The following is a 21780-nucleotide window of genomic DNA, read 5'->3' on the forward strand; positions in this document are numbered from 1 at the left end:
CAGATAAAACATGAGCAAAGCACAAGCTTCCCTGCTGGTGCAGGGTTACGAAGTCGTCATTGGCTTCGAGACCCATGCCCAGCTCTCCACGAACAGCAAGATCTTCAGCCGTGCATCGGTGGCCTTTGGCGCCGAGCCCAACACCCAGGCCTGCGCGGTGGACCTGGCCCTGCCCGGCACGCTGCCGGTGATGAACAAGGGCGCGGTGGAGCGCGCCATCCAGTTCGGGCTGGCCGTAGGCTCGCACGTGGCCGAGCGCAGCATCTTCGCGCGCAAGAACTACTTCTACCCCGACCTGCCAAAGGGCTACCAGATCAGCCAGTACGAGATACCGGTGGTGCAGGGCGGCGAGGTGAGCTTCTACCTGGGTGACGAGAAAAAGACCGTGCGCCTGGTGCGCGCCCACCTGGAGGAAGACGCTGGCAAGTCCCTTCACGAGGACTACCACGGCATGAGCGGTATCGACCTCAACCGCGCGGGCACACCGCTGCTGGAGATCGTGACCGAGCCCGACATCCGCTCGAGCGCCGAGGCCGTGGCCTACGCCAAGGAGCTGCACAAGATCGTGACCTGGATCGGCATCTGCGACGGCAACATGCAGGAAGGCTCCTTCCGCTGTGATGCCAACGTGTCGGTGCGCAAGCCGGGCCAGCCGCTGGGCACACGCCGCGAGATCAAGAACCTCAACAGCTTCAAGTTCATGCAGCAGGCCATCGACTTCGAGGTGCGCTGGCAGATCGAGCGTATTGAGGATGGCTACGAGATCGAGCAGGCCACGGTGCTGTTCGACCCCGACACGGGCGAAACGCGTGCCATGCGCACCAAGGAGGATGCGGCCGATTACCGCTACTTCCCCGACCCGGACCTGCCGCCGCTGGTGATTGAGCGCGAGTGGGTGGAGCGCGTGCGCGCCAGCATGACCGAGCTGCCGCGCGCCATGGCCGATCGCTTCGTGGCCAGCTACGGCCTGCCCGAGTACGACGCCACCACGCTGACGCAGAGCCCGGCCATGGCCGCCTACTTCGAGGCCGCCGCCAAGGCTTGCGGGCAGCCCAAGCTGGCGAGCAACTGGATCATGGGCGAGGTGTCCCGCCGTCTGAATGCCGAGGAGCGCGACATTGCCGAGGCGCCCGTGAGCGCGTTGCAGCTGGCCGCGCTGATCGCACGCATTGCCGATGGCACCATCAGCAACAACGCGGGCAAGCAAGTGATGGACGCACTGTGGGGCGGTGAGGCGTCGGCTGGTGAGCCGCAGGCCCAGGTGGATGCCTTGATCGAGGCCAAGGGCCTGAAACAGATGAACGACAGCGGCGCGCTGGAAGCCATCATCGACGAGGTGTTGGCCGCCAACGAGAAGAACGTGGCCGAATACCGCGCAGGCAAGGACAAGGCGTTCAACGCCCTGGTCGGCCAGGTGATGAAGGCCAGCAAGGGCAAGGCCAACCCGGGGCAGGTCAACGAGCTGCTGAAGAAGAAGCTGGGCTGAAAGATGCGCGGGCGGCCTGGGTGCCGCCTGTGCGGTTCACTGGCCGGCTTCGCCCCAGAGCCGGCGCAGCTGTGCCAGCTCGTCGTCGTAGCGCGCATTGATGCGCGACTTTTCGCGCTCCAGATCCGCCAGCTGCATGGTCTGGCTGCTGCGCTGCTGGGCATTCTCATCCAGACGGCGCCGCAGCTGAGGCGGGGCCTTGGCAGGGTCTCGCTTGTAGAACTCCAGCTCGTCATCGATGGCCCGGCGCTGCTGCTCCAGCGTGGCCATGTGCTGCTGGGCCAGCGCCAGCTGGGCATCGAGCTGATTCAGGGCTTCGGCGCGAGCCTTGTCGTGGGCCGCCTGGTTGGGAAAGCGCGAGGCCAGCAACCGCTCCTTGCGCTTTTCTTCCGCGGCACGGTTCTCACGGTCGGCTTGTGCCCGTTGGGCCGCCTCTACCTGCGAGCGCTCTGCCGCCGTGGGCACGGGCGGGATGACCCGTTTGACGCCGCCGCTGGGGTAGAGCTCGCGCTGCTCGCGGTCCATGCACTCGGCAATGGGCCGGTCGGACGTGATGCGCCGCCCCTTGGCGTCCACACAGGTGTAGATACCCGTCTGCGCCCAGGCTCCGATGGACCAGAGCGCACCCAGGGTGCCCAGGCCGAAGCGCAGGCTGAAGAGGCCTATGGCACCGGAACGCTCGGCCGGCTGGGCAGAACGGTTGGCGAGGGCAGAGTGGGCAGTGAGGTCCATGCGAGGGAAGTCAGTTCACACCATAACGGTCGCGGTAGGCGCGCACCCGGTCGCTGTGTTGCGCCATGCCCCCGCCTCTTTGTTGTTCCAAGTATTGCAGCAAATCCGCCAGCTTGGCAATTGCACAGACCTGCAGACCCAGTTGTTCGCTCACGTACTGCACGGCGCTGTAGGGCACATCGCGGACTTGTCCGTCGGGGCCGGCTTCCGTGGCCATTTCCTGCCGGTCCAGCGCGATGGCCACGGCGTGCGGTGTGGCACCCGCCGCCTTGATGAGCGCGATGGATTCACGGGCTGCGGTGCCCGCGCTCATGACGTCGTCGATGATGAGCACGCGGCCCTTGAGCGGTGCACCCACGAGCGTGCCGCCTTCGCCATGGTCCTTGGCTTCCTTGCGGTTGTAGGCGAAGGGCAGGTTGCGGCCCAGGCGTGCCAGTTCGATGGCCACTGCCGCCGCCAGCGGGATGCCTTTGTACGCGGGGCCGAAGATCATGTCGAACTCGATGCCGCTGGCCAGGATGCGCTTGGCGTAGAACTCTGCCAGGCGGCCAAGCTTGCCGCCGTCGTCGAACAGGCCAGCGTTGAAGAAATACGGCGAAAGCCTGCCCGCCTTGGTTTTGAACTCGCCAAAGCGCAACACACCCGATTCCACGGAGAATTGCACAAATGCCTGTGCCAGCGCGTCCTGTGCGCCTGGCGTGTTCGCTTCATCTACCATGGGGAATTCCTTGTTCAAACTGACCAGCCTCAACCTCAACGGCATCCGCTCCGCAGCCTCCAAGGGGCTGGAAGAGTGGGTTGCGGCCACTGCGCCCGATTGTATTTGCGTACAGGAGCTCAAGGCCCAGGCGCCCGACGTGGCGGGGCGCTTCGAGTCGCTGGCGGGCATGCGCGGTCATTTCCACTACGCGCAGAAGAAGGGCTATTCGGGCGTGGCTGTGTACAGCCGACACGAGCCCAGCGACGTGGTCATCGGTATCGGCAACACCGAATTCGACGACGAGGGCCGTTACGTGGAGCTGCGCTTCGACACGCCATCGCGCAAGCTCAGCATCGTCAGCTGCTACTTTCCGAGCGGTTCGTCCAGCGAAGAGCGCCAGGAGGCCAAGTACCGTTTCCTGGACCTGATCTACCCCTGGCTGACGGCCTTGCGCGCCGGGCGGGAGGTGATTCTGTGCGGGGACGTGAACATCGCTCACCACGAGAAGGACCTGAAGAACTGGAAGGGCAACCTGAAGAACAGCGGCTTTCTGCCCGAGGAGCGCGCCTGGATGACCAGGCTGCTGAACGAAGGCGGGTTGGTGGACGTGTACCGCCGCCTGCACCCCGACGAGACCGAGGCCGCTTACACCTGGTGGAGCAACAGGGGCCAGGCCTGGGCCAAGAACGTGGGGTGGCGCATCGACTACCACCTGGCCACGCCGGGCCTGGCAGAGCACGCAAGGTCGGCCCAGGTGTTCAAGGCACAGCGCTTCAGCGACCACGCGCCGCTGACGATCGACTATGGTTTCCAGCTTTGAACTGACGCCTGCGCGCTCTGGGGCGTCAGCCTTGCGCGCCGGGGCCGGTGGTGGCCGTGCCTGCGCGGCGCCGTGTCCACAGCTGCACCAGCCAGCCGTGCCCGCTGACCAGCACGACCCCCGCCAGCACCATGGCCGCGCCCGCCAGGAAGCTGGGCTCCACCGGCTCGCCCAGCAGCCAGGCGCCCAGCAACACCCCAAACAGCGGCGTGAGGAATGAAAACACCCCCAGGCGCGATGCCAGGTATTGGCGCAGCAGCCAGAACCACACCAGAAAGCTCGCGAACGACACGATCACGGCCTGGAAGGCCAGACTGCCCAGCACCAGAGGCGTGGGGTGGAAGGTGGTCTGCCCCATCAGCCAGGCGGCGGGCAGCAGGAAGGCGAAGGCGCAGGCCAGCTGGTAAAGCAGCGCCTGGCTCGCGGGCAGCGCGGCCACCCGCGTGGTGCGTATGACCACGGTGGTGGCGCCCCAGGCCATGCCGCCGAGCAGGCCCAGCAGATCACCCCACAGGATGCGTGACCAGTCCTCGTCATTGCCGGATTGGCGCAGCAGGAAGGCGATGGCAATGCCCGAGAACGCCAGCAGGATGCCCAGCCATTGCAGCGGCGCGAGCCGCTCGGCGGGCAGCTTCCAGTGCAGGCCGAGCGCGGCAAAGATGGGCGCGGTGTAGAGGAACACCACCATGTGCGCGGCCGAGGTGAAGCGCAACCCTTCGCCCACCAGCAGGTATTCAAACGCGAACAGCGCGCCCACCACCAGGCCGGGTTTCCACACACCCGCCACCTGCAGGCGTTCGCCCCGCCACCACATCAGCAGCGCCACCAGCGCAGCGGCCACGCCGGAACGCAGCGCAATCTGCAGCACCGGGGAAAAGTCCTGCGCCGTGGCCTTGAGGGCGATCTGCTGCATGCTCCAGGTGAGGCAGAGGATGGTCATGAGGCCGATGGCCCGGCCGTCGAGGGGTTGTCTGGTGTCCAAGGTGGGAAGCAGGGTTCGTGGGTCGGAGGGGTATTGTCTGGCTGACGGATGTTCAATACATAATGAAAAACAGACAGACCATGACGCCCGCCCGCCAAAATGCGCCGCACCCGTTCCGTTGCACGCCACCTGCACACCTCACCGTTCACCGACACGCTGCCCGGCCCGCTCTATTTCCGGGTGGCGCAGGTGCCGGCCGACGGCACCTACCCCCGGCACCGCCACAGCTGGGGGGAGTTTGTGTACGCGTTCAGCGGCGTCATGGAAGTCGAGGTGCAGGACCGCTACTACCTGGTGCCGCCCCAGTACGGCCTGTGGTTGCCACCCAACGTGGAGCACCGGGGGCTGAACCGGCAGGAGGCTTGCCACTGCTCCCTGTACGTTGCACCTGAGCACGTGCAGGGGCTGCCCGAAACGGTTTGTGCCCTGACGGTGGACCCGTTGCTGCGGGCGCTGCTCGACGAGTTGCGTTTGCACCCGCCGCCGCCGTCCAGGACGCCGGCGCAGGAGCGGCTCCTGCAGGTGGTGCTGGACCGGTTGGCCGCCGCCGAAGGCACGGGCAGCTACCTGCCCACGGCCGACGATCCGCTGCTTCTGCCGGTGTTGCAGGCACTGGACGCGGACCCGGGTGACGAACGGTCCGTGGCGCAATGGGCTGTGTACGCGCACACCACGGAGCGCACGCTGCTGCGGCGCTGCCAGAGCGGGCTGGGCATGACGCTGGCCGAGTGGCGCCAGCGTCTGCGGGTCGTCAAGGCCATGCCCCGGCTTCAGGCGGGGGAGACGGTGGAAAGCATCGCGCAGGACCTGGGCTACGCATCGGCGTCGTCATTCATTGCCATGTTCCGCCGCCGCGTAGGCGTGACGCCGGACGAATACCGCAGGAACGCCCCGCCACCAGGCCTGGCCACTGGTCATCCCGCGAATAGTTCTTGGGCGGGGCTGGGTGACGGGGTGAACACCGCATAGCGGTTGCGGCCGCCGCTCTTGGCCTGATACATCGCCTGGTCTGCCTCGCGCAACAGCTGGTCACCGTCTTTGATGCCGGGGCGGAAGTGGCTGATGCCCAGGCTGCCAGACACCTGGACGACCACGCCTTCGCCCAGACTCACGGGCTCACGCACCACCTGCAAGACGCGTTCGATGGCGGCGGTGGGGTCGGCGTCGCGGAAGAGCAGCACGAATTCGTCGCCTCCCAGGCGCGCCACCGTTTCGTCTGCCCGCAGGACCGCAGTCAGCCGGCGCGCCAGTTCGATCAGCAGGCGGTCGCCCGCCTGGTGGCCGTGCGTGTCGTTCACGGGCTTGAATCCGTCCAGGTCCAGCATGCACACCGCCAGCGTGCTCTGGTGGCGCTGGGCGTGGGCCAAGGCTTGCTCCAGCCGGTCTTCCAGCAGGCGCCGGTTCGGAATGCCGGTCAGCACGTCGTGGTTGGCCAGCCGGTCGAGCTCGCTCTGGTGCGCCTTGATGCCGCTGATGTCGGTGAAGATGGAAACGCAATGGCTGATGTGGCCAGTGCTGTCACGCACCGCGGCGATGGACATCAGCGTGGCGTAGACCTGTCCGTTCTTGTGGCGGTTCCACAGCTCCCCTTGCCAGCGGCCTTCCTGTTCCAGCTGCGCGTCGATCGCGTCGAAAAACGCCAGGGGATGCTGACCCGAGCTGAACCTACGGGGTTTCTGGCCCAGGGCTTCGTTTTTGCCGTACCCCGTGACCTGGCTGAACGCAGCGTTGACGTCCACGATGACGCGGTCTGCGTTGGTGATCATGATGGCTTCCTGGCTGGCATCGAAGACGCTGGCCGCCAGTTGCAGGCGTTCCCTGTCCTTCTGGCTCTCGGTCACATCGCGGATGTAGCCGTGCCAGGTGATGCAGCCATCTTCGCCGCGTTGCGGCGTGGCGTTGCCTTCCAGCCAGCGCTCGCCGCGCGTGGGGTGGTTGATGCGGTAGGTGTCGTGCCAGGGTTCTAGCGTGGCTGCGGATGTGCGGATGCCGTCTGCGACACGCAGCGCGTCTTCCGGGTGGATGACCGAGAAGACCGGTGCCGCGTCCTGCGCGGCGTCCTCGGGGCTGCAGCCGTAGATGTCCCGCATGCGTTCGCTGGAGTAGGGGAAATGCGATGTGCCGTCCGGCCGCAGGCGGTACTGGTACAGAACGCCAGGCGCGTGCCTGGACAGTTCCTGCAGCCGCGTCAGCAGTTCGGCGTGGATGGCTTCGGCCTGCTTGCGTCCGGTGATGTCCATGTGGGTGCCGAACATCCACAGCGGTTTGCCGTCGGCAGTCCATTCCCGTACCCTGCCGCGGTCGTGCACCCAGATCCAGTGCCCGTCCTTGTGGCGCATCCGCACTTCGCAGTCGTAGAAGTCGGCCTGTTGGTTGAAATGCGCTTGCAGCGCCTCGTTCGAACGTGCCAGGTCGTCGGGGTGGGAGAGCCTGCCCCAGGTTTCGATGGACACGGGTTCCAGTTCGCTGAGCCTGTAGCCCACGATACCGGCCCAGCGCTCATTGAACCGGGTTTCGCCTGTCTGCACGTTCCATTCCCAGGTGCCGGCCCGGGTGCCCGCGATGATGTTGTCCAGCCGGGCGTGTTCCGCACCCATGTGCTGGCTCAGGCGCTCAAGCGCATGCTGCGATTCGCGCAACTGTTCGTAGGGTTGGCGAACAGTTTGCACGAACACCGCCCGGTACAGGTAGACACAGGCCACCAGCTTGTAGACGTGCCCGGCCAAGTTGTAGACGTCGGTGACGTCTTCATAGAAGGTGAAGAACAGCTCGCCTAGCGCCATGGTGCCAGCCGCGCCAAGCAAGGCCGCCGCGTGGAACTGGCGAGGGTGCCGCATGCGCCAGCAAAGGATGCCGGCCGCCAGCGCGTAGAGCGCCACCAGCAGGTACTCGAAACCCACCTTGAACCCGGTGAGCCCTTCTCCTGGAACGAAGGTGGCCGGCAGCACGTGGGGCGCGGCCATGAACAGCCAGTGCAGGCCTGCCACGCCCGCGAGGATGGGCGCCAACACCCACCAGCGAGGGAATGCCGGATGGACTTCCCAGGGCAGCACGACGGCGGCCAACAGCGTCAGCGCTGCCAGCGAGCGCGCTGCCAGCCAGAAGTGGATGGCCTTCTCCGGGCCGTTGGGGGTGACATATTCCGGCATGCCATCGTAAGAGAGCATGTGTGAGAAATCCAACAAGGCCACCCCCAGAAAACCGCATGCCAGAAGCTGGACATTGAGGGGCACCTGATCCCGCCGGCCATTCCAGCCAATGGCGAAGACGATACAGGCGGTCACGATGCTGAGCGTCTCCAGGCCCATGTGCAGGGGCAGGTACCCCGCGATGCCCTTGGCCCCGGGCGGCGCCGGGAGGACATAGATCAGCCCGAGCAACACAGCCAGCCCCGCCAGCGTGAAGATGGTCTGACGTGCCTGGGGCTGATGGCTGGCATCAATCATTTGAAAGGTCAAAAATGACACTGAAAATTTTCCTTGGCCTGTGGCCTCGAATAAATATCAGTGTTGCTCCATGTTTTTTCGTTTTGAATTTTTCAAAGACGCAAAGAAACTATAGATGCAATGCTGGGGCGCTTGTTCTATCCCCAGCAACCCTGCGGGGTATTCTCAATCCCTGCGCCAGGCGTGGTAACGCTCCAGCCAGCGCAGCACGGTTTGCGGCGCGTGCGCACGCTTCCATTCGCCAGCCGTGTACTTGTTGGCTTCGGCCAGGGTGGGGTAGCTGTGGATGGTCCCCAGAATGCGGTTGAGGCCGAGCCCATGCTTCATGGCCAGCACGTATTCGGCCAAAAGGTCGCCAGCGTGCTCGCCAGCGATGGTCACGCCCAGGATCCGGTCCTTGCCTGGTTCGGTGAGTACCTTGACGAAGCCCTTTGCCGCGCTGTCTGCGATGGCGCGGTCCAGATCGTCCAGCCCGTAGCGGGTGACCTCGAAAGGCACACCCTGGCGCTGGGCGTCGGCTTCGGTCAGACCCACGCTGGCCACCTCGGGGTCGGTGAAGGTGACACGGGGAATCACTGTGCTGTCCACCTTGAAGCGGCGGAACTGCCCGAACAGGGCGTTGACGGCCGCGTACCAGGCCTGATGCGCAGCCGTGTGGGTGAACTGCCAGGGGCCAGCCACATCGCCAGCGGCGTAGATGTTGGGGTAGAGCGTTTCCAGGTAGTCGTTGGTGACGACGGTGCGCTGCGTGGGTATGCCCAGCTCTTCCAGCCCGTAGCCGCCAAGGCGGGCTTCGCGGCCTACGGCGCACAGCAGGGCGTCCAAGGCGTGACGGTGTTCCGAGCCCTGGTGTTCGGTGACCAGCCACTGGCACCCCTGGGCATCGCGTTCGGCGCGCAAAGCGCGGTGGCCGCAGCACAGCCGCACGCCATCGTCCGCCAGGGCCTGGGTCACCAGGGCGCAGGCGTCATCGTCCTCGCGGGCCAGCAGGCGCGGCGCCATCTCCACCAGGGTCACCTGGGAACCCAGCCGCGCCATGGCCTGTGCGAGTTCGCACCCGATGGGGCCGCCACCCAGCACCAGCAGGCGTGCCGGTGGGGCGTCCAGTTCGCCCCAGGCATCCCACAGCGTGTCGCTGGTAACGACGTTGACTTCGTCCAGCCCCGGCAGCGCCGGGACGATGGGGCGTGCACCCGCCGCGATGACGGTGCTGCGCGTGGTGAGCCGCTGCGTGCCACCGCCGTTCAGCCGGACTTCCACGGTCCACGGGTCCACCAGCCGTGCGTGGCCGTGCAGCACTTCCACGCCCAGGGAGGTGTAGCGTTCGGCGCTGTCATGCGGCTCGATGCGGCGGATCACGCTGCGCACGCGGTCCATGACTTCGCGAAAGGACAGGGCCGGCTCCATGTCGCGCAGGCCGTAGCGGCTGGCGTTGCGCATCTGGTGGGCCAGTTTGGCGCTGCGCAGCAGGGCCTTGCTGGGCACGCAGCCGGTGTACAGGCAGTCGCCGCCCAGCCGGTGGGCTTCCACCAGCGTCACCCTGGCCTTCACGGCGGCGGCAATGTAGGCCGTGACCAGTCCGGCGGCCCCGCCGCCGATGACCACGAGGTTGCGGTCGAAACGGCCCGGACGCTGCCAGCGGGCGTACACGCGGCGGCGTTGCAGCGTGCGCAGGCCCAGCCGCGCGAACCAGGGAAACACGCCCAGCAGCGCGAAGGACAAAAGCAGCCCGGGGGATGCAATGTCGCCAAGGCTGCCAATGCTGGCCAGCTGAGTGCCTGCATTCACGTACACCGCCGTGCCCGCCAGCATGCCGAGCTGGCTGACGCCGTAGAAGGTGAGTGTGCGCATGGGCGTCAGGCCCATGAGCAGGTTGATGAGAAAGAACGGAAACATCGGCACCAGCCGCAACGAGAACAGGTAGAAGGCGCCGTCGCGCTCGATACCTTCGTTGATGGCGCGCAACCGTGTCGCAAAGCGGGCCTGCACCCAGTCGCGCAGCAGGTAGCGCGCCACCCAGAAGGCCAGCGTGGCCCCGATGGTGGACGCGAAAGACACCAGCAGCAGCCCCTGCCACAGGCCAAAGAGCGCGCCGCCCGCCAGCGTCAGCACCGCCGCACCCGGCAGCGACAGGGCGGTGACCAGCACGTAGAACAGCAGGTAGGCGGCTGCTGTGGCCCAGGGCGCCTGTTCGCGCCAGGCCGCGAAGCGGTCCAGCCCGGCGCGCAGCCCTTCCAGCGAGAGGTGCTGCTGCACATCGAACGCCACGAACGCCAGGCCGGGCAGCAGCACCAGGGCAAGCAGGGCCAGTCGTCGGGCGTGGGGTTTCATCTTGTTGCGGCGGCACAGGGGGAAGGGCTGGCAGCTTAGCATTCCGGTAGCCGAGTGTCCTGCCCGGGGTATTTGCGCATGGGGCGCGGTGCCGGGCACAATGTCGGCGTAGCAGCTTGCCCACCCATGCCGTGACCGACATCGCCACCGTACCGCCTGCCAGCCAATATCCTCAGCCCCGCACGCCCGATCAGCTGTGGGCGCTGCTGCAGAACCCGCAATCCACGGCCCACGGTGCGCGGCACCTGGGCGAGGCGCTGGTCAAGAGCGGCGTCATCAACAACGAACAGCTCAAGGCCGCGTTGCTGGCGCAGTTCGAGGAACGCAAGATCGGTATCTACCGGCAGCTGGGCCAGCAGATGGTGGACAAGGGCATGCTCACCGAGCCGCAGTTGCGCCACGTGATTGCCGGCTGGCTGGGTAACCGCGTGCTGGACCCAGGGCAGTTCATCTTCGACCCCGAAGCCGTGGCCATGGTGCCGCACCACGTGGCCGAACGCGAGGCAGTGCTGCCGCTGATGCAGCACGAAGACCTGCTGGTGGTGCTGATGGCCGACCCCTTGGACAAACGCCTCCTGGATGAGCTGCGCTTCATGACGCAGCGGCGCATTGTGCCGGTGCTGGCCGCGCCGGGCACGCTGGCCCCCGCGATTGCCCGAGCCTACGAGCGCCAGCCGCCTGCCGAGGTGGCCGCCAAGCGCAAGGCCGACAACCATGCCGCCGCGCGTGAACTGGCCCTGGACCTGCAGACCGCCAGCGACGTGAGCAACGAGCCCGAGGCCGACGTGGTCAGCGAGTCGGACAACACGCTGGTGCGGCTCATCAATTCGTTGATCGAAGAGGCCATCGCGCAGAAGGCGTCCGACATCCACATCGAGACCGAGCCGCCGCCCAAGAAGGTGAAGGTGCGCTTCCGGCTGGATGGCGAACTGGTGCGCTACCTGGAGATCGAATCGCGTTTTCGTTACGCGCTGGTGGCGCGCATCAAGATCATGGCGGGCATGGACATTTCCGAGCACCGCAAGCCGCAGGACGGCAAGATCGATTTCGCGCGCTTTGGCGGCACCAAGACGGAGTTGCGCGTCGTGACCGTGCCCACCACCAGCGGCCTCGAAGACGTAGTGCTGCGCCTGCTGGCGGGCTCCAAACCTATGCCCATGGACAGCATTGGCTTGAGCCCGTCCAACCTGAGCGACCTGCGCCGCATGGCGCTCAAGCCCTATGGGCTCATCCTGGTGTGCGGCCCCACCGGCAGCGGCAAGACCACCACGCTGCATTCGCTCATTTCCGACATCAACACCGACAGCCGCAAGATCTGGACCGCCGAAGACCCCATCGAGATCACCCAGGAAGGCCTGCGCCAGGTGCAGATGAACCCCCGCATCGGGTGGACCTTCGCGGCGGCCATGCGCACCTTCCTGCGCGCCGACCCCGACGTCATCATGATCGGCGAGATGCGCGACGAGGAGACCGCGCGCATTGCCGTGGAGGCATCACTGACCGGGCACCTCGTTCTGTCCACTCTGCACACCAACAGCGCGCCTGAAAGTATCACGCGGCTGCTGGAGATCGGCATCGATCCTTTCAACTTCTCGGACTCGCTGCTGGCCATCCTGGCGCAGCGCCTGGTGCGCCGCCTGTGCAAGAAGTGCGTGCAGGCGCGCCCGGCCACCACTGACGAGATACTGTCGCTGGCCACGCAGTACCTGGACGGGGTGCAGCATTACGACGACCGTGACCTGGCGGCGCAGATTGAACGCTGGAAAGACGCCTATGGCGTTGACGACGGTGACGGCGGGCGCTACCTGCGCACCTTCACCAAGAAGGGCTGCGACGCCTGCGAGGGCCGGGGCCTGAAGGGGCGGCTGGGCATCTACGAGCTGATGCTCAACGACGACGAGATCCGCCACCACGTGCGCCACCGGTCTTCGGCGGGCGACATCCGCCTGTCCGCGCTGAAGGCGGGCATGAAGACCCTGCGGCAGGACGGCATCGACAAGGTGGTGGCCGGGCTGACCGACCTGTCGGAGGTAATTGCCGCCACCAACCTGTGAACCCTGCGGCGCAGCCTCCTACAATCGCCGCCATGTTCCGTTACCAGACCGTCCCCGTCACACCCTTTCAGCAGAACTGCTCCCTCGTCTGGTGCGACGAGACCATGGAGGCCGCCGTCATCGACCCCGGCGGCGACCTGGACCACGTGCTGGCCGAGGCACAGCACCTGGGGCTCAAGCTCGGTCAGATCTGGCTGACGCACGCGCACATCGACCACGCGGGTGGCACCGCCGAGCTGGCGCGGCGGCTGGAGCTGCCCATCGTCGGCCCGCACCCGGGCGATCAGTTCTGGATCGACGGCCTGCCGCACCAGAGCGCCATGTTCGGCTTTCCGCCAGCGGGGCACTTCACCCCCACGCGCTGGCTGCACGACGGCGATACCGTGCAGGTGGGCCACTGCACACTGAACGTGCGGCACTGCCCCGGGCATACCCCCGGCCACGTGGTGTTTCATTCGCCCGAAGCCCAGCGTGCCTTCGTGGGTGACGTGCTGTTCGCGGGAAGCATTGGCCGTACCGATTTCCCGCAGGGCAACCACGAGCAGCTGATCGACAGCATCACCCAGCGCCTGTGGCCCATGGGGGACGACACCGTCTTCATTCCTGGCCACGGCCCGGAGAGCACTTTCGGGCGCGAACGCCGCAGCAACCCCTACGTGCGCGGCACCTGACCAGTGTCCGTGGCGAGCGGACGCTCGTACAGCGTCACCTGGTTGCGGCCGCGCGCCTTGGCCTGGTACATGGCCGCGTCGGCGTGGCGGGCCAGGTCCAGCGCGCCCGGCCCATGCTCGGGGTACAGCGCGATCCCGATGCTGCAGGAAATCTCGTGGCGCAGGCCCTGCAGCTCGAACGGGCGCGCCAGCGCCTCGCGTATCTTCTCGGCGACGGCCAGGGCAGAGCCCGGCTGATCCACCACGGGCAGCAGGACGACGAATTCGTCACCGCCGATGCGTGCCACGGTGTCGGTGGCGCGCAGGCAGTCGCCAATGCGGCGGGCGGTCTGTTGCAGGAGGATGTCGCCAATGGCGTGGCCGTGCAGGTCGTTGATGGGCTTGAAACGGTCCAGGTCCAGGAACATCAGCGCGACCTGCCTGCGGTCGCGGCGCGCGTGGCCCAGGGCCTGGCGGATGCGGTCGTCCAGCAGTGTGCGGTTGGGCAGACCGGTGAGCGGGTCGTGCTGGGCCAGGTAGGCCATGCGCTGCTGCACATGGCGCCGTTCGGTGATGTCGCGCGTCACGCCCAGCACCCCGATGAAGCTGCCGCTTTCGTCACGCATCACGGAGATGGTCGCCTCGGTCCATACCGTGCCGCCATTCTTGCAGGGCTGCTCCAGCTCAATGGGCGGGATGGGGCCGATCTGCGCGCCCGACTGCAGCGCCGCCATGATGCGCTGCAGCCCTTCCCGCGCCGCGCGGGCCGAGTCGGGCGACAGGGATACCTCCAGCGTCTGCCCCATGACCTCGGCAGGTGAATAACCGCGCAGCTTTTCCACCGAGGGGCTGACGTAGGTGAAGCGGCCATCCAGGTCCATGGTCCAGATCACGTCCGACGCGTTGTCGGCCAGCAGCCGGTGGCGGGTCTCGCTCAGCCGCAGGGCCTCCTGCGAGCGCGCCCGCTCGATGGCGATGGCCGCGAGTTGCGCGCTTTGTTCGATGAGCAGGATGTCCTCGACCGTGGGGCTTTGCGGCACACGGTGGTAGATGGCAAACGTGCCCAGCACCCGCCCGGTGCCCGAGCGTATGGGTTCGGACCAGCACGCGCGCAGATCGGCCTGCAGCGCCAGTGCCTTGAACGGCGCCCAGTAGGGGTGGGTTTCGATGTCCTCGACGACCACCCGCTGGCCGGTGTAGGCCGCCGTGCCGCAGGAACCCACGCCCGGGCCGATGGTCACCGTTTCGATCGCCCGGCTGTAGAACTCGGGCACGCTGGGGGCGGCGCCTGCGCGGAAGGTCTGAGTGGGTTCGTCCAGCAGCAGGATGGTGCACAGCATGCCCGGGTTGTTGGTTTCCACGCCCCGCACGATGGCGTCCAGCACGGTGGGCAGCGGCTGGTCATGCGCCAACAATTCCAGAACGTGGCCGCGGAACTTCTCGCGCCGCTCGGCCGCCTTGCTGACCCGTGCGCTTTCGCGCAGGCGCAGGTTGATGCGGTGGATGTAGAGCGTCAGGGTGCCTGTGACCAGCAGCACGGGGAGCAGCAGCCACCACACCGGCACACCATCCGCCCACAGGAGGATGGCTGACAGGGTTCTTGGCGCGTCAGGCATGGGGCACCCGCCTCAGCGGCGGGCCTGGTCGTAAAGGCTCTGCACCTTCGGCAGGTTGGCCTGCAGTTCGCGGATGCGGTTGGGGCCGCTGGGGTGGGTGGACAGGAAGGCCGGGCCGTTGCCGCCGCCTTGCGCCGTCATCTTTTCCCACAGGCTGACGCTGGCCTGGGGCTGAAAGGCCGCCCGCGCAGCCAGTTCCAGGCCCACCAGGTCGGCCTCGGTCTCGTCTTCGCGGCTGAACTTCAGGCTCAGCAACTGGGTGCCCAGGTTGGCCGCCACGTTGCCCAGGTCACCCAGCCCCAGCAACTGCGCACCCAGCGACAGGCCAATGCTCGTGGCCTGCGTCTTGGCCAGGCGTTCGCGGGCGTGCTCGCGCAGGGCGTGGGCCATCTCGTGCCCCATGATCATCGCGGACTCGTCGTCGCTCAGCTGGAGCTTGTCGAGGATGCCCGTGTAAAAAGCGATCTTGCCGCCTGGCATGCAGAAGGCATTGATCTCGGAGCTGCCGATCAGGTTGACTTCCCATTGCCACTGGCGGGAACGTTCATTCCAAGGCGCCGCGAACGGGATGAGCCGTTGGGCGATGGCGCGCAGGCGGCGCAGCTGCGGGTGGTTGTCAGGCGCCAGGGCCCGCTGGGCGCGGGCTTCGGCCAGCATCTGGTGGTATTGCTTGGTGGCGGCACTCTCCAGTTGCTGCGCAGGCACCAGCTTGCGCATGGCCGATGCCTGCCCCACGTTCACCTGGGCAGGTGCTGTGGCGGGCAGCAGGCCGCCCGCGCCAGCCGCGGCAGCCAGCAGGAAGCCCCGCCGCGACGACCAGCGGTGGCTGTCGCCGTGGGGCGGTGTTTCGGTGGCGTTCAACGCCGATTTCGCATCACAAAGCCAGCACATGCCTCAATGATAGGCAAAATCGGGTCATGACATCATCTTCGCAAGCCACGGTGGCCAAGGCGCCCGCCATGGCGGACGTTCCCCCGGCACGCGGCTGGCGCGCCACTTTGGCCGCCTTGTGGGACTGGCGGGTGCTCAGCCTGCTGTGCCTGGGCTTTTCGGCGGGCCTGCCCATCCTGCTCATTTTTTCCTCGCTGTCGCTATGGCTCAGCGAGGCGGGGGTGGAGCGCAAGGCGGTCACCTTCTTCAGCTGGGCGGCGCTGGGCTATTCCTTCAAGTTCATCTGGGCGCCCCTGGTGGACCGGTTGCCGCTGCCCTTGCTGACCGGCTGGCTCGGCCGCAGGCGTTCGTGGCTGCTGCTGGCGCAGGTGGGCGTGGTGCTGGCCATCGCCGGCATGGCCATGACCGACCCCGCTGCTGGCGGGCACACGCTCACTTCCATGGCGCTGTTCGCGGTGCTGCTTGGCTTCACTTCGGCCACGCAGGACATCGTCATCGACGCCTACCGCATCGAGATCGCCAGGCCCGAGCAGCAGGGGCTGCTGTCGTCGGCCTACATCGCGGGCTACCGTGTGGGCATGATCGTTGCTGGCGCGGGCGCGCTGTTCCTGGCAGCGTGGTGGGGGTCGGCCAAGGGCAGCTACCGTTACGAGGCTTGGCAGTGGACCTACCTTTGCATGGCTGGTGTGATGGCGGTGGGCATTCTGACGACGCTCATCACACCCGAGCCGCAGCGCGCAGCACCCACGCCGGGCGCCGAGGCCCGCAAGCCCCCGTCGATGGAGCACCTGCGCCTGCTGCTGGTGTTCCTGACAAGCGTGGCAGCGTTTGTCACGGTGTTCTACCAGACGGGGCTGGTGCTTGAGCCGCTGCATGTGTCTGCCGCGCCAGTGGTCAGTCTGCTGCTGGAGGCTGTGCGCATGGCCGCAGGCCTGGCGGCCGCGTTTGGCGCGGGCTGGCTGCTGGTCCGCCTGGGCGTGGCGAGCCGGACGCAGGCACGCATCACATGGGTGGAGCCGGTGCTGGACTTCTTCCGCCGTTACGGCACCAGCACCGCTTGGCTGGTGCTCGCGCTTATCGGCCTTTACCGCATTTCCGACATCGTGCTGGGGGTCATCTCCAACGTGTTCTACCAGGACATGGGCTTCTCCAAGCCCGAGATCGCCTACGCGGTCAAGACCTTTGGCGTCGTGGTCAGCATCGTCGGCGGGTTCGCTGGCGGCATCCTGGCCACGCGCATCGGGGTGATGCGTTCGCTGATGTGGGGGGCGGTGCTGGCGGCCTTGACCAACCTGGGTTTCGTGGCGCTGGCCCATGCCGGGCACGACGTGCCGCTGATGTACGCCGTGGTGGCCGCCGACAACCTGGCCGCCGGTTTTTCCAGCGCGGCCTTCGTGGCCTTCCTGTCCAGCCTCACCAACGTGTCCTTCACGGCGGTGCAGTACGCCATCTTCAGCTCGCTGATGACGCTGCTGCCCAAGACGCTGGGCGGCTATTCGGGCGGCATGGTGGACGCCATGGGCTACCCCGGCTTCTTCTGGTTCACCGCCCTGGTGGGCCTGCCGGTGATGCTGCTGGTCTGGCTGGCGCAACGGCGCCTGGAAGTTGCGGAGCCCGTGCGGCCGCCCCGGTGAACTTCACCGAACTTTACAGGCGGCACAAACCGGCTTGACTTGCCATGGCCATGATCCCACTGCAGAGGACCCATGCGATGACGACCCCCCACATCCTGATGATCGAAGATGATGCGCGTCTGGCCGCGATGGTGGGCGAGTACCTGCAGAAATCGGGTTATGAATTCGCCCACGCGGGTGAGGGGGGGCTGGGGCTGGAGGCGGTGCAGCAGCACCTGCCCGACCTGGTGATCCTGGACCTGATGCTGCCCGACATGGACGGGCTGGAGGTGTGCCGCCGCCTGCGCGCGCTGCCCGGCGAGGCGGCGCGGCTGCCCTTGCTGATGCTCACGGCCAAGGGCGACCCGATGGATCGCATCATCGGCCTGGAGATGGGCGCCGACGATTACCTGCCCAAGCCCTTCGAGCCGCGCGAGCTGCTGGCGCGTATCCGGGCGGTGCTGCGCCGCCGGGGTGAAACCCACTCGCAGCTGCCGGCCGCGCAGCCCGTGCTGCGTTTCGGCTCGCTCGAGATCGACCGCGACGCACGAACCGTGGCGGTGTCCGGCCAGGCGGCCGACCTCACCTCCTACCAGTTTGACCTGCTGGTGGCGTTGGCGGAACGCGCTGGCCGCGTGCTGACCCGCGACCAGATCATGGAAGCCGTGCGTGGCCGCGAACTGGAGGCCTTCGACCGGTCCATCGACGTGCACATCGGCCGTATCCGCAACGCGATCGAGGCGGACAGCAAGAACCCGCGCCGCATTCTTACGGTGCGGGGCGTGGGCTACGTGTTCGCCAAGCAGCAGGACTGAGCGGTGGAGTCCGGTATGTGGCGCCCCCGTCTGCACCAGCACCTGTACCTGCGCATCTGGCTGGCGGTGGTGGCCGCCATCACGGTGCTCACCCTGCTGCTGGGCTGGCTGTGGCACCGCCAGTGGGAGCAGGAACGCTCGCAGCGCCCCGGCCGCGAGGTCATCGTGCGCAACGCGCACGGCGAACTGCTGGGCCAGGCGCCCGCGGTGCGGGTGCCGGGCCAGGCACCGGAGTTCCAGGTGACGCTGCGCGACGGGCAGACGCTGCACATCCAGTTGCCCCGCCCCCCAAGGCCGCCGGGCATGCGCAGCGAGCCCCAGCCCTGGGCCTTCCAGACGCTGGGGGGCTTCATCGGCTTGCTGGCCGTTGTGGCGCTGGCGGTGGCGCTGGGCGCCTACCCGATTGTCCGGCGCCTCACCCAGCGGCTGGAAACCCTGCAGCGCGGGGTGGAGCGCTGGGGCGCGGGTGACCTGTCTGTGCGTTTGCCCGTGCAGGGGAGAGACGAGGTGGCTTTCCTTGCCGAGCGCTTCAATGCCGCCGCGCAGCGTGTGCAGTCGCTGGTGGTGGCGCACAAGTCGCTCCTGGCGAATGCGTCCCACGAGCTGCGTTCGCCGCTGGCGCGCATCCGCATGGGGCTGGAGCTGATGGAGCACACCGAGGCCAACGCCGCGCAGCGCAAGGAGATCGAGCGCAACGTGGCCGAGCTGGACGAGCTGATTGGCGAGATTCTGCTGGCCAGCCGGCTGGACCTGGCGGACCCGTCGGCGTCGATGGGCGCACCGGAAGAGGTGGACCTGGTGGGGCTGGCTGCCGAAGAGTGCGCGCGAACCGGCGCCACGCTGGAACTGCCTGAAGGCGAAGAGGTGCCCATATTGCATGGGCAGGCCAAGCTGCTGCGCCGCCTGATGCGCAACCTGCTGGAGAACGCGCGCCGTTATGGGGGCGCCGGAGCCGGTCCGGGCAGCGTGCACCTGGGCCTGCGTGGCGTGGCCGGGGGGGTGGAGCTGGTGGTGAGTGACCAGGGTCCCGGGGTGCCTGAGGCCCAGCGCGAACGCATTTTTGAGCCCTTCTACCGCCTGCCAGGGGCCAGCGAGCGCGAGGGTGGGGTGGGCCTGGGCTTGTCGCTGGTGCGGGCCATCGCCCAGCGGCACGGCGGCAGTGTGCGCTGCGAGGACAACCCGGGTGGCGGTGCCCGTTTTGTGGTTTTTTTATCAAAATAAGGTGCTTGCCTCCCCTAAACAGGGGATGTTCAACCGGTAAATCGGCGTGCACAATCCGTCTATCGGCTGTCACACACGAAGACGATTACAAGCAATAGCAGCGTGTGAATCTTTACAGGAAAGCTGCCAGCGCCAACAACAACAAGGCTGGTGGTACAGGTACAAAGAGGTTCCCAACGACGTCCTGATGGACTTCAAGCCACCCATTCCGGGTGGCTTTTTTTTGCCTTGGCTGCGGCGGTACCTGTTTGGCGGTCAGGGTCGGTGCGTATGCCTGGTGTGCGTTGTCTGGTCTAATGGACTCAGCTTTCCACAAGGAAGCCAGGAGGCAGGGCTGGCGGCGGCAGACCGTCGCAACACCGGGAGCCCTCGATGAAAAAGTGTCTGATCGCCCTGGCCGTTCTGGCGGCCTCCACCGCCGCCATGGCCCAGTCCAGTCTGTCCGTGTACGGTGTTGCCGACATTTGGCTGGGTTCTGTCAAGTCTGGCTTGAACGGCGCGCGCCAGACCGTCATCGAAAGTGGCGGCGTCAGCAGTAGCTACATAGGTTTCAAGGGAACGGAAGACCTGGGGGGTGGGCTGAAGGTCAACTTCCTGCTGGAGCATGGCATTGCGCTGGACACTGGGGCTGCGGAAGCCGGCCAGGCCTTCAGCCGCCAGTCCTACGTGGGCCTGTCCGGAGGCTTCGGGGAAGTCAGGCTGGGCAGGATGTGGACCGCTTACGACGACATCAGCGGGGAAACCCACAGCGCGTTCGACTCCATGTTCTCTGCCACCGACCACGTGTTCGTCAGCAACGAGTACATCGACAACCCGCCCAATGGCGTGTACTACGCCACGCCGTCATTTGGCAGCTTCAGTGGTGCGGTGAGCTTCGCTACCGGCGAAGACAAGACCCCTGGGCAGGGGGCTTCCAACATCATGGCCTTCCACGTCGAGTACGACAATGGCCCGGTCTATGCTGGTGTGGCCTACCAACGTCAGAGGCCCCAGGGCAGCGGGGGTTCAGACAAGTTCACACGCATCAACGGTTCTTATGACCTGGGTGCCGTCAGGCTGCTGGCCAGCTACGGCCACGTGAGGGCAGCCGCTGGCGAGAAGACCAACGAGTACCACCTGGGGGTGGACGTGCCGCTGGGACGCGCATTGACCTTGTCTGGCGGCTATGCCGCCTCCAGGACCAGAGTGGCTGGTGTGACCGACAGCAAGCGCACCGGCTACGGTGTCGCCCTGGCCTATGAGCTGTCCAGGCGCACCACGGTGTATACCGGCGTGCACCGCGACACAGAACAGGCGAGCACCGGCGTGAAAATCGACAGGAACACCGTCTATGCCGTCGGCCTTACGCACACCTTCTGACTCACGGCGAGCCGCTCATTCCAGTGGGACCCAGCGGCCCTGATCCCGGCTCAGACGGCCCAGCTCGATGAGCAGCATCACGGCGCGCGCCTCTTGGGCGGTGACAGGCGGCGGGCTCACCTGGCGCAGCGCGTCGCGGATGCCCGCGTAGTAGCGCAGGTAGTTGCCAGGCACGGCAGGGCCCGGGCTGTGCATCAGTTGGTCGCCGATCTGCTGCGTCAGGGAGCCGGGCAGGGGGTCTGCCCCCCAGTCCGCATCACCGGGCGTGCGCCCGGCCTTGAGGGCGTCTTCCTGGGTGTCCAGGCCGTGCTTGGTGTAGCTGCCGGCCGTGCCGTGCACCACGAAACGCGGTGCCACGCTGGCTGTCAAGGCGCTGGCGTGCAGCACCACGCGCAGTGCCGGGTAGCGCAGCACGCAGTGGAACCAGTCGTCGGCCACGGCGCCATCGCGTTGCGCCTGGGTGTCCAGCCACAGGGCCTGCGGCTGGCCGAAGAGTTGCAGGGTCTGGTCCAGCAGGTGAGGGCCCAGGTCGTACCACAGGCCGCCGCCCAGACTGGCCGATTCCCGCCAGCGCTGGCGCACCTGGGGGCGGTAACGGTCGAAATGCGATTCAAAGTGGGTGACTCGCCCCAGGACGCCGCTGTTGAGCACCTCCTGCAGGCCCAGGAAGTCGCCGTCCCAGCGCCGGTTGTGGAACACCGACAGCAACCGGTCCGCCTGCGCCGCCCGGGCGATCAGGTCGTCGGTCTCGGCCACGGTCAGGGTGAAGGGTTTGTCCACCACCACGTGCTTGCCTGCGGCCAGTGCCTGGGCAGCCAGCGGGTGGTGTGTGTCGTTGGGCGTGGGGATGACGACAAGGTCAATGTCGTCGCGGGCGAACAGCGCCTGCGGGCTGGGTTCGATGGCGAAGGGCAGGCCCGTGCCTGCCAGTTCGCTGGTGCGGCTGCTGGAAACGGCCACCAGCTGCAGGCCTGGCGTGGCCTGGATGAGCGGCGCGTGAAAGGTGGTGCTGGCGAAACCCCAGCCCACCACGCCAACGCCGATGGGTGCGCGCGCTTTCATGG

General features: G+C 66.9%; 17 protein-coding genes. 9 read left to right on the forward strand and 8 right to left on the reverse strand.

Features of this window, described 5'->3' with window-relative positions:
• Positions 1-10 precede the first annotated feature (10 nt).
• On the forward strand, positions 11-1486 hold the full coding sequence (gene gatB / locus ACYVHH_RS11780; protein ID WP_460565364.1) for an Asp-tRNA(Asn)/Glu-tRNA(Gln) amidotransferase subunit GatB: 1476 nt from the start codon (positions 11-13) through the stop codon (positions 1484-1486).
• 36 nt (positions 1487-1522) lie between these two features.
• Here the strand turns inward: gatB and ACYVHH_RS11785 are convergent, their stop codons facing one another.
• Both ACYVHH_RS11785 and pyrE read right to left on the reverse strand, forming a co-directional pair.
• On the reverse strand, positions 1523-2218 hold the full coding sequence (locus tag ACYVHH_RS11785; RefSeq protein ID WP_460565365.1) for a DUF4124 domain-containing protein: 696 nt from the start codon (positions 2216-2218) through the stop codon (positions 1523-1525).
• Positions 2219-2228: 10 nt separating this feature from the next.
• Complete coding sequence (gene pyrE, locus ACYVHH_RS11790; RefSeq protein WP_460565366.1) at positions 2229-2936, reverse strand: orotate phosphoribosyltransferase; 708 nt, start codon at positions 2934-2936, stop codon at positions 2229-2231.
• Here pyrE and ACYVHH_RS11795 point away from each other — a divergent pair.
• Positions 2935-3738: an exodeoxyribonuclease III gene (locus tag ACYVHH_RS11795; RefSeq protein WP_460565367.1), complete on the forward strand. Its 804-nt coding sequence runs from the start codon at positions 2935-2937 to the stop codon at positions 3736-3738. The two genes, pyrE and ACYVHH_RS11795, sit on opposite strands and share 2 nt — an antisense overlap.
• A 25-nt stretch (positions 3739-3763) precedes the next feature.
• On the opposite strand, the gene ACYVHH_RS11800 is transcribed toward ACYVHH_RS11795, so the two are convergent.
• Positions 3764-4720 carry a DMT family transporter gene (locus tag ACYVHH_RS11800; protein ID WP_460565369.1) on the reverse strand — a complete coding sequence of 319 codons (957 nt, stop codon included), beginning with the start codon at positions 4718-4720 and terminating at the stop codon, positions 3764-3766.
• Between the two features lie 99 nt (positions 4721-4819).
• Between ACYVHH_RS11800 and ACYVHH_RS11805 the strand changes: the two genes are divergently transcribed.
• Positions 4820-5689 carry an AraC family transcriptional regulator gene (locus ACYVHH_RS11805; protein ID WP_460565370.1) on the forward strand — a complete coding sequence of 290 codons (870 nt, stop codon included), beginning with the start codon at positions 4820-4822 and terminating at the stop codon, positions 5687-5689.
• On the opposite strand, the gene ACYVHH_RS11810 is transcribed toward ACYVHH_RS11805, so the two are convergent.
• On the reverse strand, positions 5635-8166 hold the full coding sequence (locus ACYVHH_RS11810) for an MASE3 domain-containing protein (protein ID WP_460565371.1): 2532 nt from the start codon (positions 8164-8166) through the stop codon (positions 5635-5637). The two genes, ACYVHH_RS11805 and ACYVHH_RS11810, sit on opposite strands and share 55 nt — an antisense overlap.
• A gap of 165 nt (positions 8167-8331) precedes the next feature.
• A complete protein-coding gene (locus ACYVHH_RS11815; protein ID WP_460565372.1) occupies positions 8332-10497 on the reverse strand; it encodes an FAD-dependent oxidoreductase in 2166 nt (721 codons plus the stop codon).
• Positions 10498-10613: 116 nt separating this feature from the next.
• Here ACYVHH_RS11815 and ACYVHH_RS11820 point away from each other — a divergent pair, with 116 nt between their 5' ends.
• Positions 10614-12551: a GspE/PulE family protein gene (locus tag ACYVHH_RS11820; RefSeq protein WP_460565373.1), complete on the forward strand. Its 1938-nt coding sequence runs from the start codon at positions 10614-10616 to the stop codon at positions 12549-12551.
• Positions 12552-12583: 32 nt separating this feature from the next.
• Complete coding sequence (locus ACYVHH_RS11825) at positions 12584-13222, forward strand: MBL fold metallo-hydrolase (protein WP_460565374.1); 639 nt, start codon at positions 12584-12586, stop codon at positions 13220-13222.
• On the opposite strand, the gene ACYVHH_RS11830 is transcribed toward ACYVHH_RS11825, so the two are convergent.
• Together ACYVHH_RS11830 and ACYVHH_RS11835 are read right to left on the reverse strand one after the other, a co-directional pair.
• Complete coding sequence (locus ACYVHH_RS11830) at positions 13204-14817, reverse strand: diguanylate cyclase domain-containing protein (protein WP_460565375.1); 1614 nt, start codon at positions 14815-14817, stop codon at positions 13204-13206. The two genes, ACYVHH_RS11825 and ACYVHH_RS11830, sit on opposite strands and share 19 nt — an antisense overlap.
• Positions 14818-14829: 12 nt before the next feature.
• Positions 14830-15708 (reverse strand): M48 family metallopeptidase, encoded by an 879-nt coding sequence (locus ACYVHH_RS11835; protein WP_460565376.1) that lies wholly within the window; start codon positions 15706-15708, stop codon positions 14830-14832.
• Between the two features lie 26 nt (positions 15709-15734).
• On the opposite strand from ACYVHH_RS11835, the gene ACYVHH_RS11840 reads away from it, so the two are divergent.
• From ACYVHH_RS11840 to ACYVHH_RS11855, 4 genes are all read left to right on the forward strand, one after another.
• Positions 15735-17342, forward strand: coding sequence for an AmpG family muropeptide MFS transporter (locus ACYVHH_RS11840; protein ID WP_460565377.1), 1608 nt, complete (start codon positions 15735-15737; stop codon positions 17340-17342).
• 77 nt (positions 17343-17419) lie between these two features.
• Entirely contained in the window at positions 17420-18136 is a 717-nt protein-coding gene (locus ACYVHH_RS11845; protein ID WP_460565378.1) for a response regulator, read from the forward strand.
• Between the two features lie 15 nt (positions 18137-18151).
• On the forward strand, positions 18152-19357 hold the full coding sequence (locus ACYVHH_RS11850) for a sensor histidine kinase (protein WP_460565379.1): 1206 nt from the start codon (positions 18152-18154) through the stop codon (positions 19355-19357).
• Positions 19358-19729: 372 nt separating this feature from the next.
• On the forward strand, positions 19730-20716 hold the full coding sequence (locus tag ACYVHH_RS11855) for a porin (RefSeq protein WP_460565380.1): 987 nt from the start codon (positions 19730-19732) through the stop codon (positions 20714-20716).
• Positions 20717-20731: 15 nt separating this feature from the next.
• Here the strand turns inward: ACYVHH_RS11855 and ACYVHH_RS11860 are convergent, their stop codons facing one another.
• Complete coding sequence (locus ACYVHH_RS11860) at positions 20732-21778, reverse strand: oxidoreductase (protein WP_460565381.1); 1047 nt, start codon at positions 21776-21778, stop codon at positions 20732-20734.
• Positions 21779-21780: the final 2 nt, after the last annotated feature.

This window comes from Hydrogenophaga aquatica (assembly GCF_054780915.1).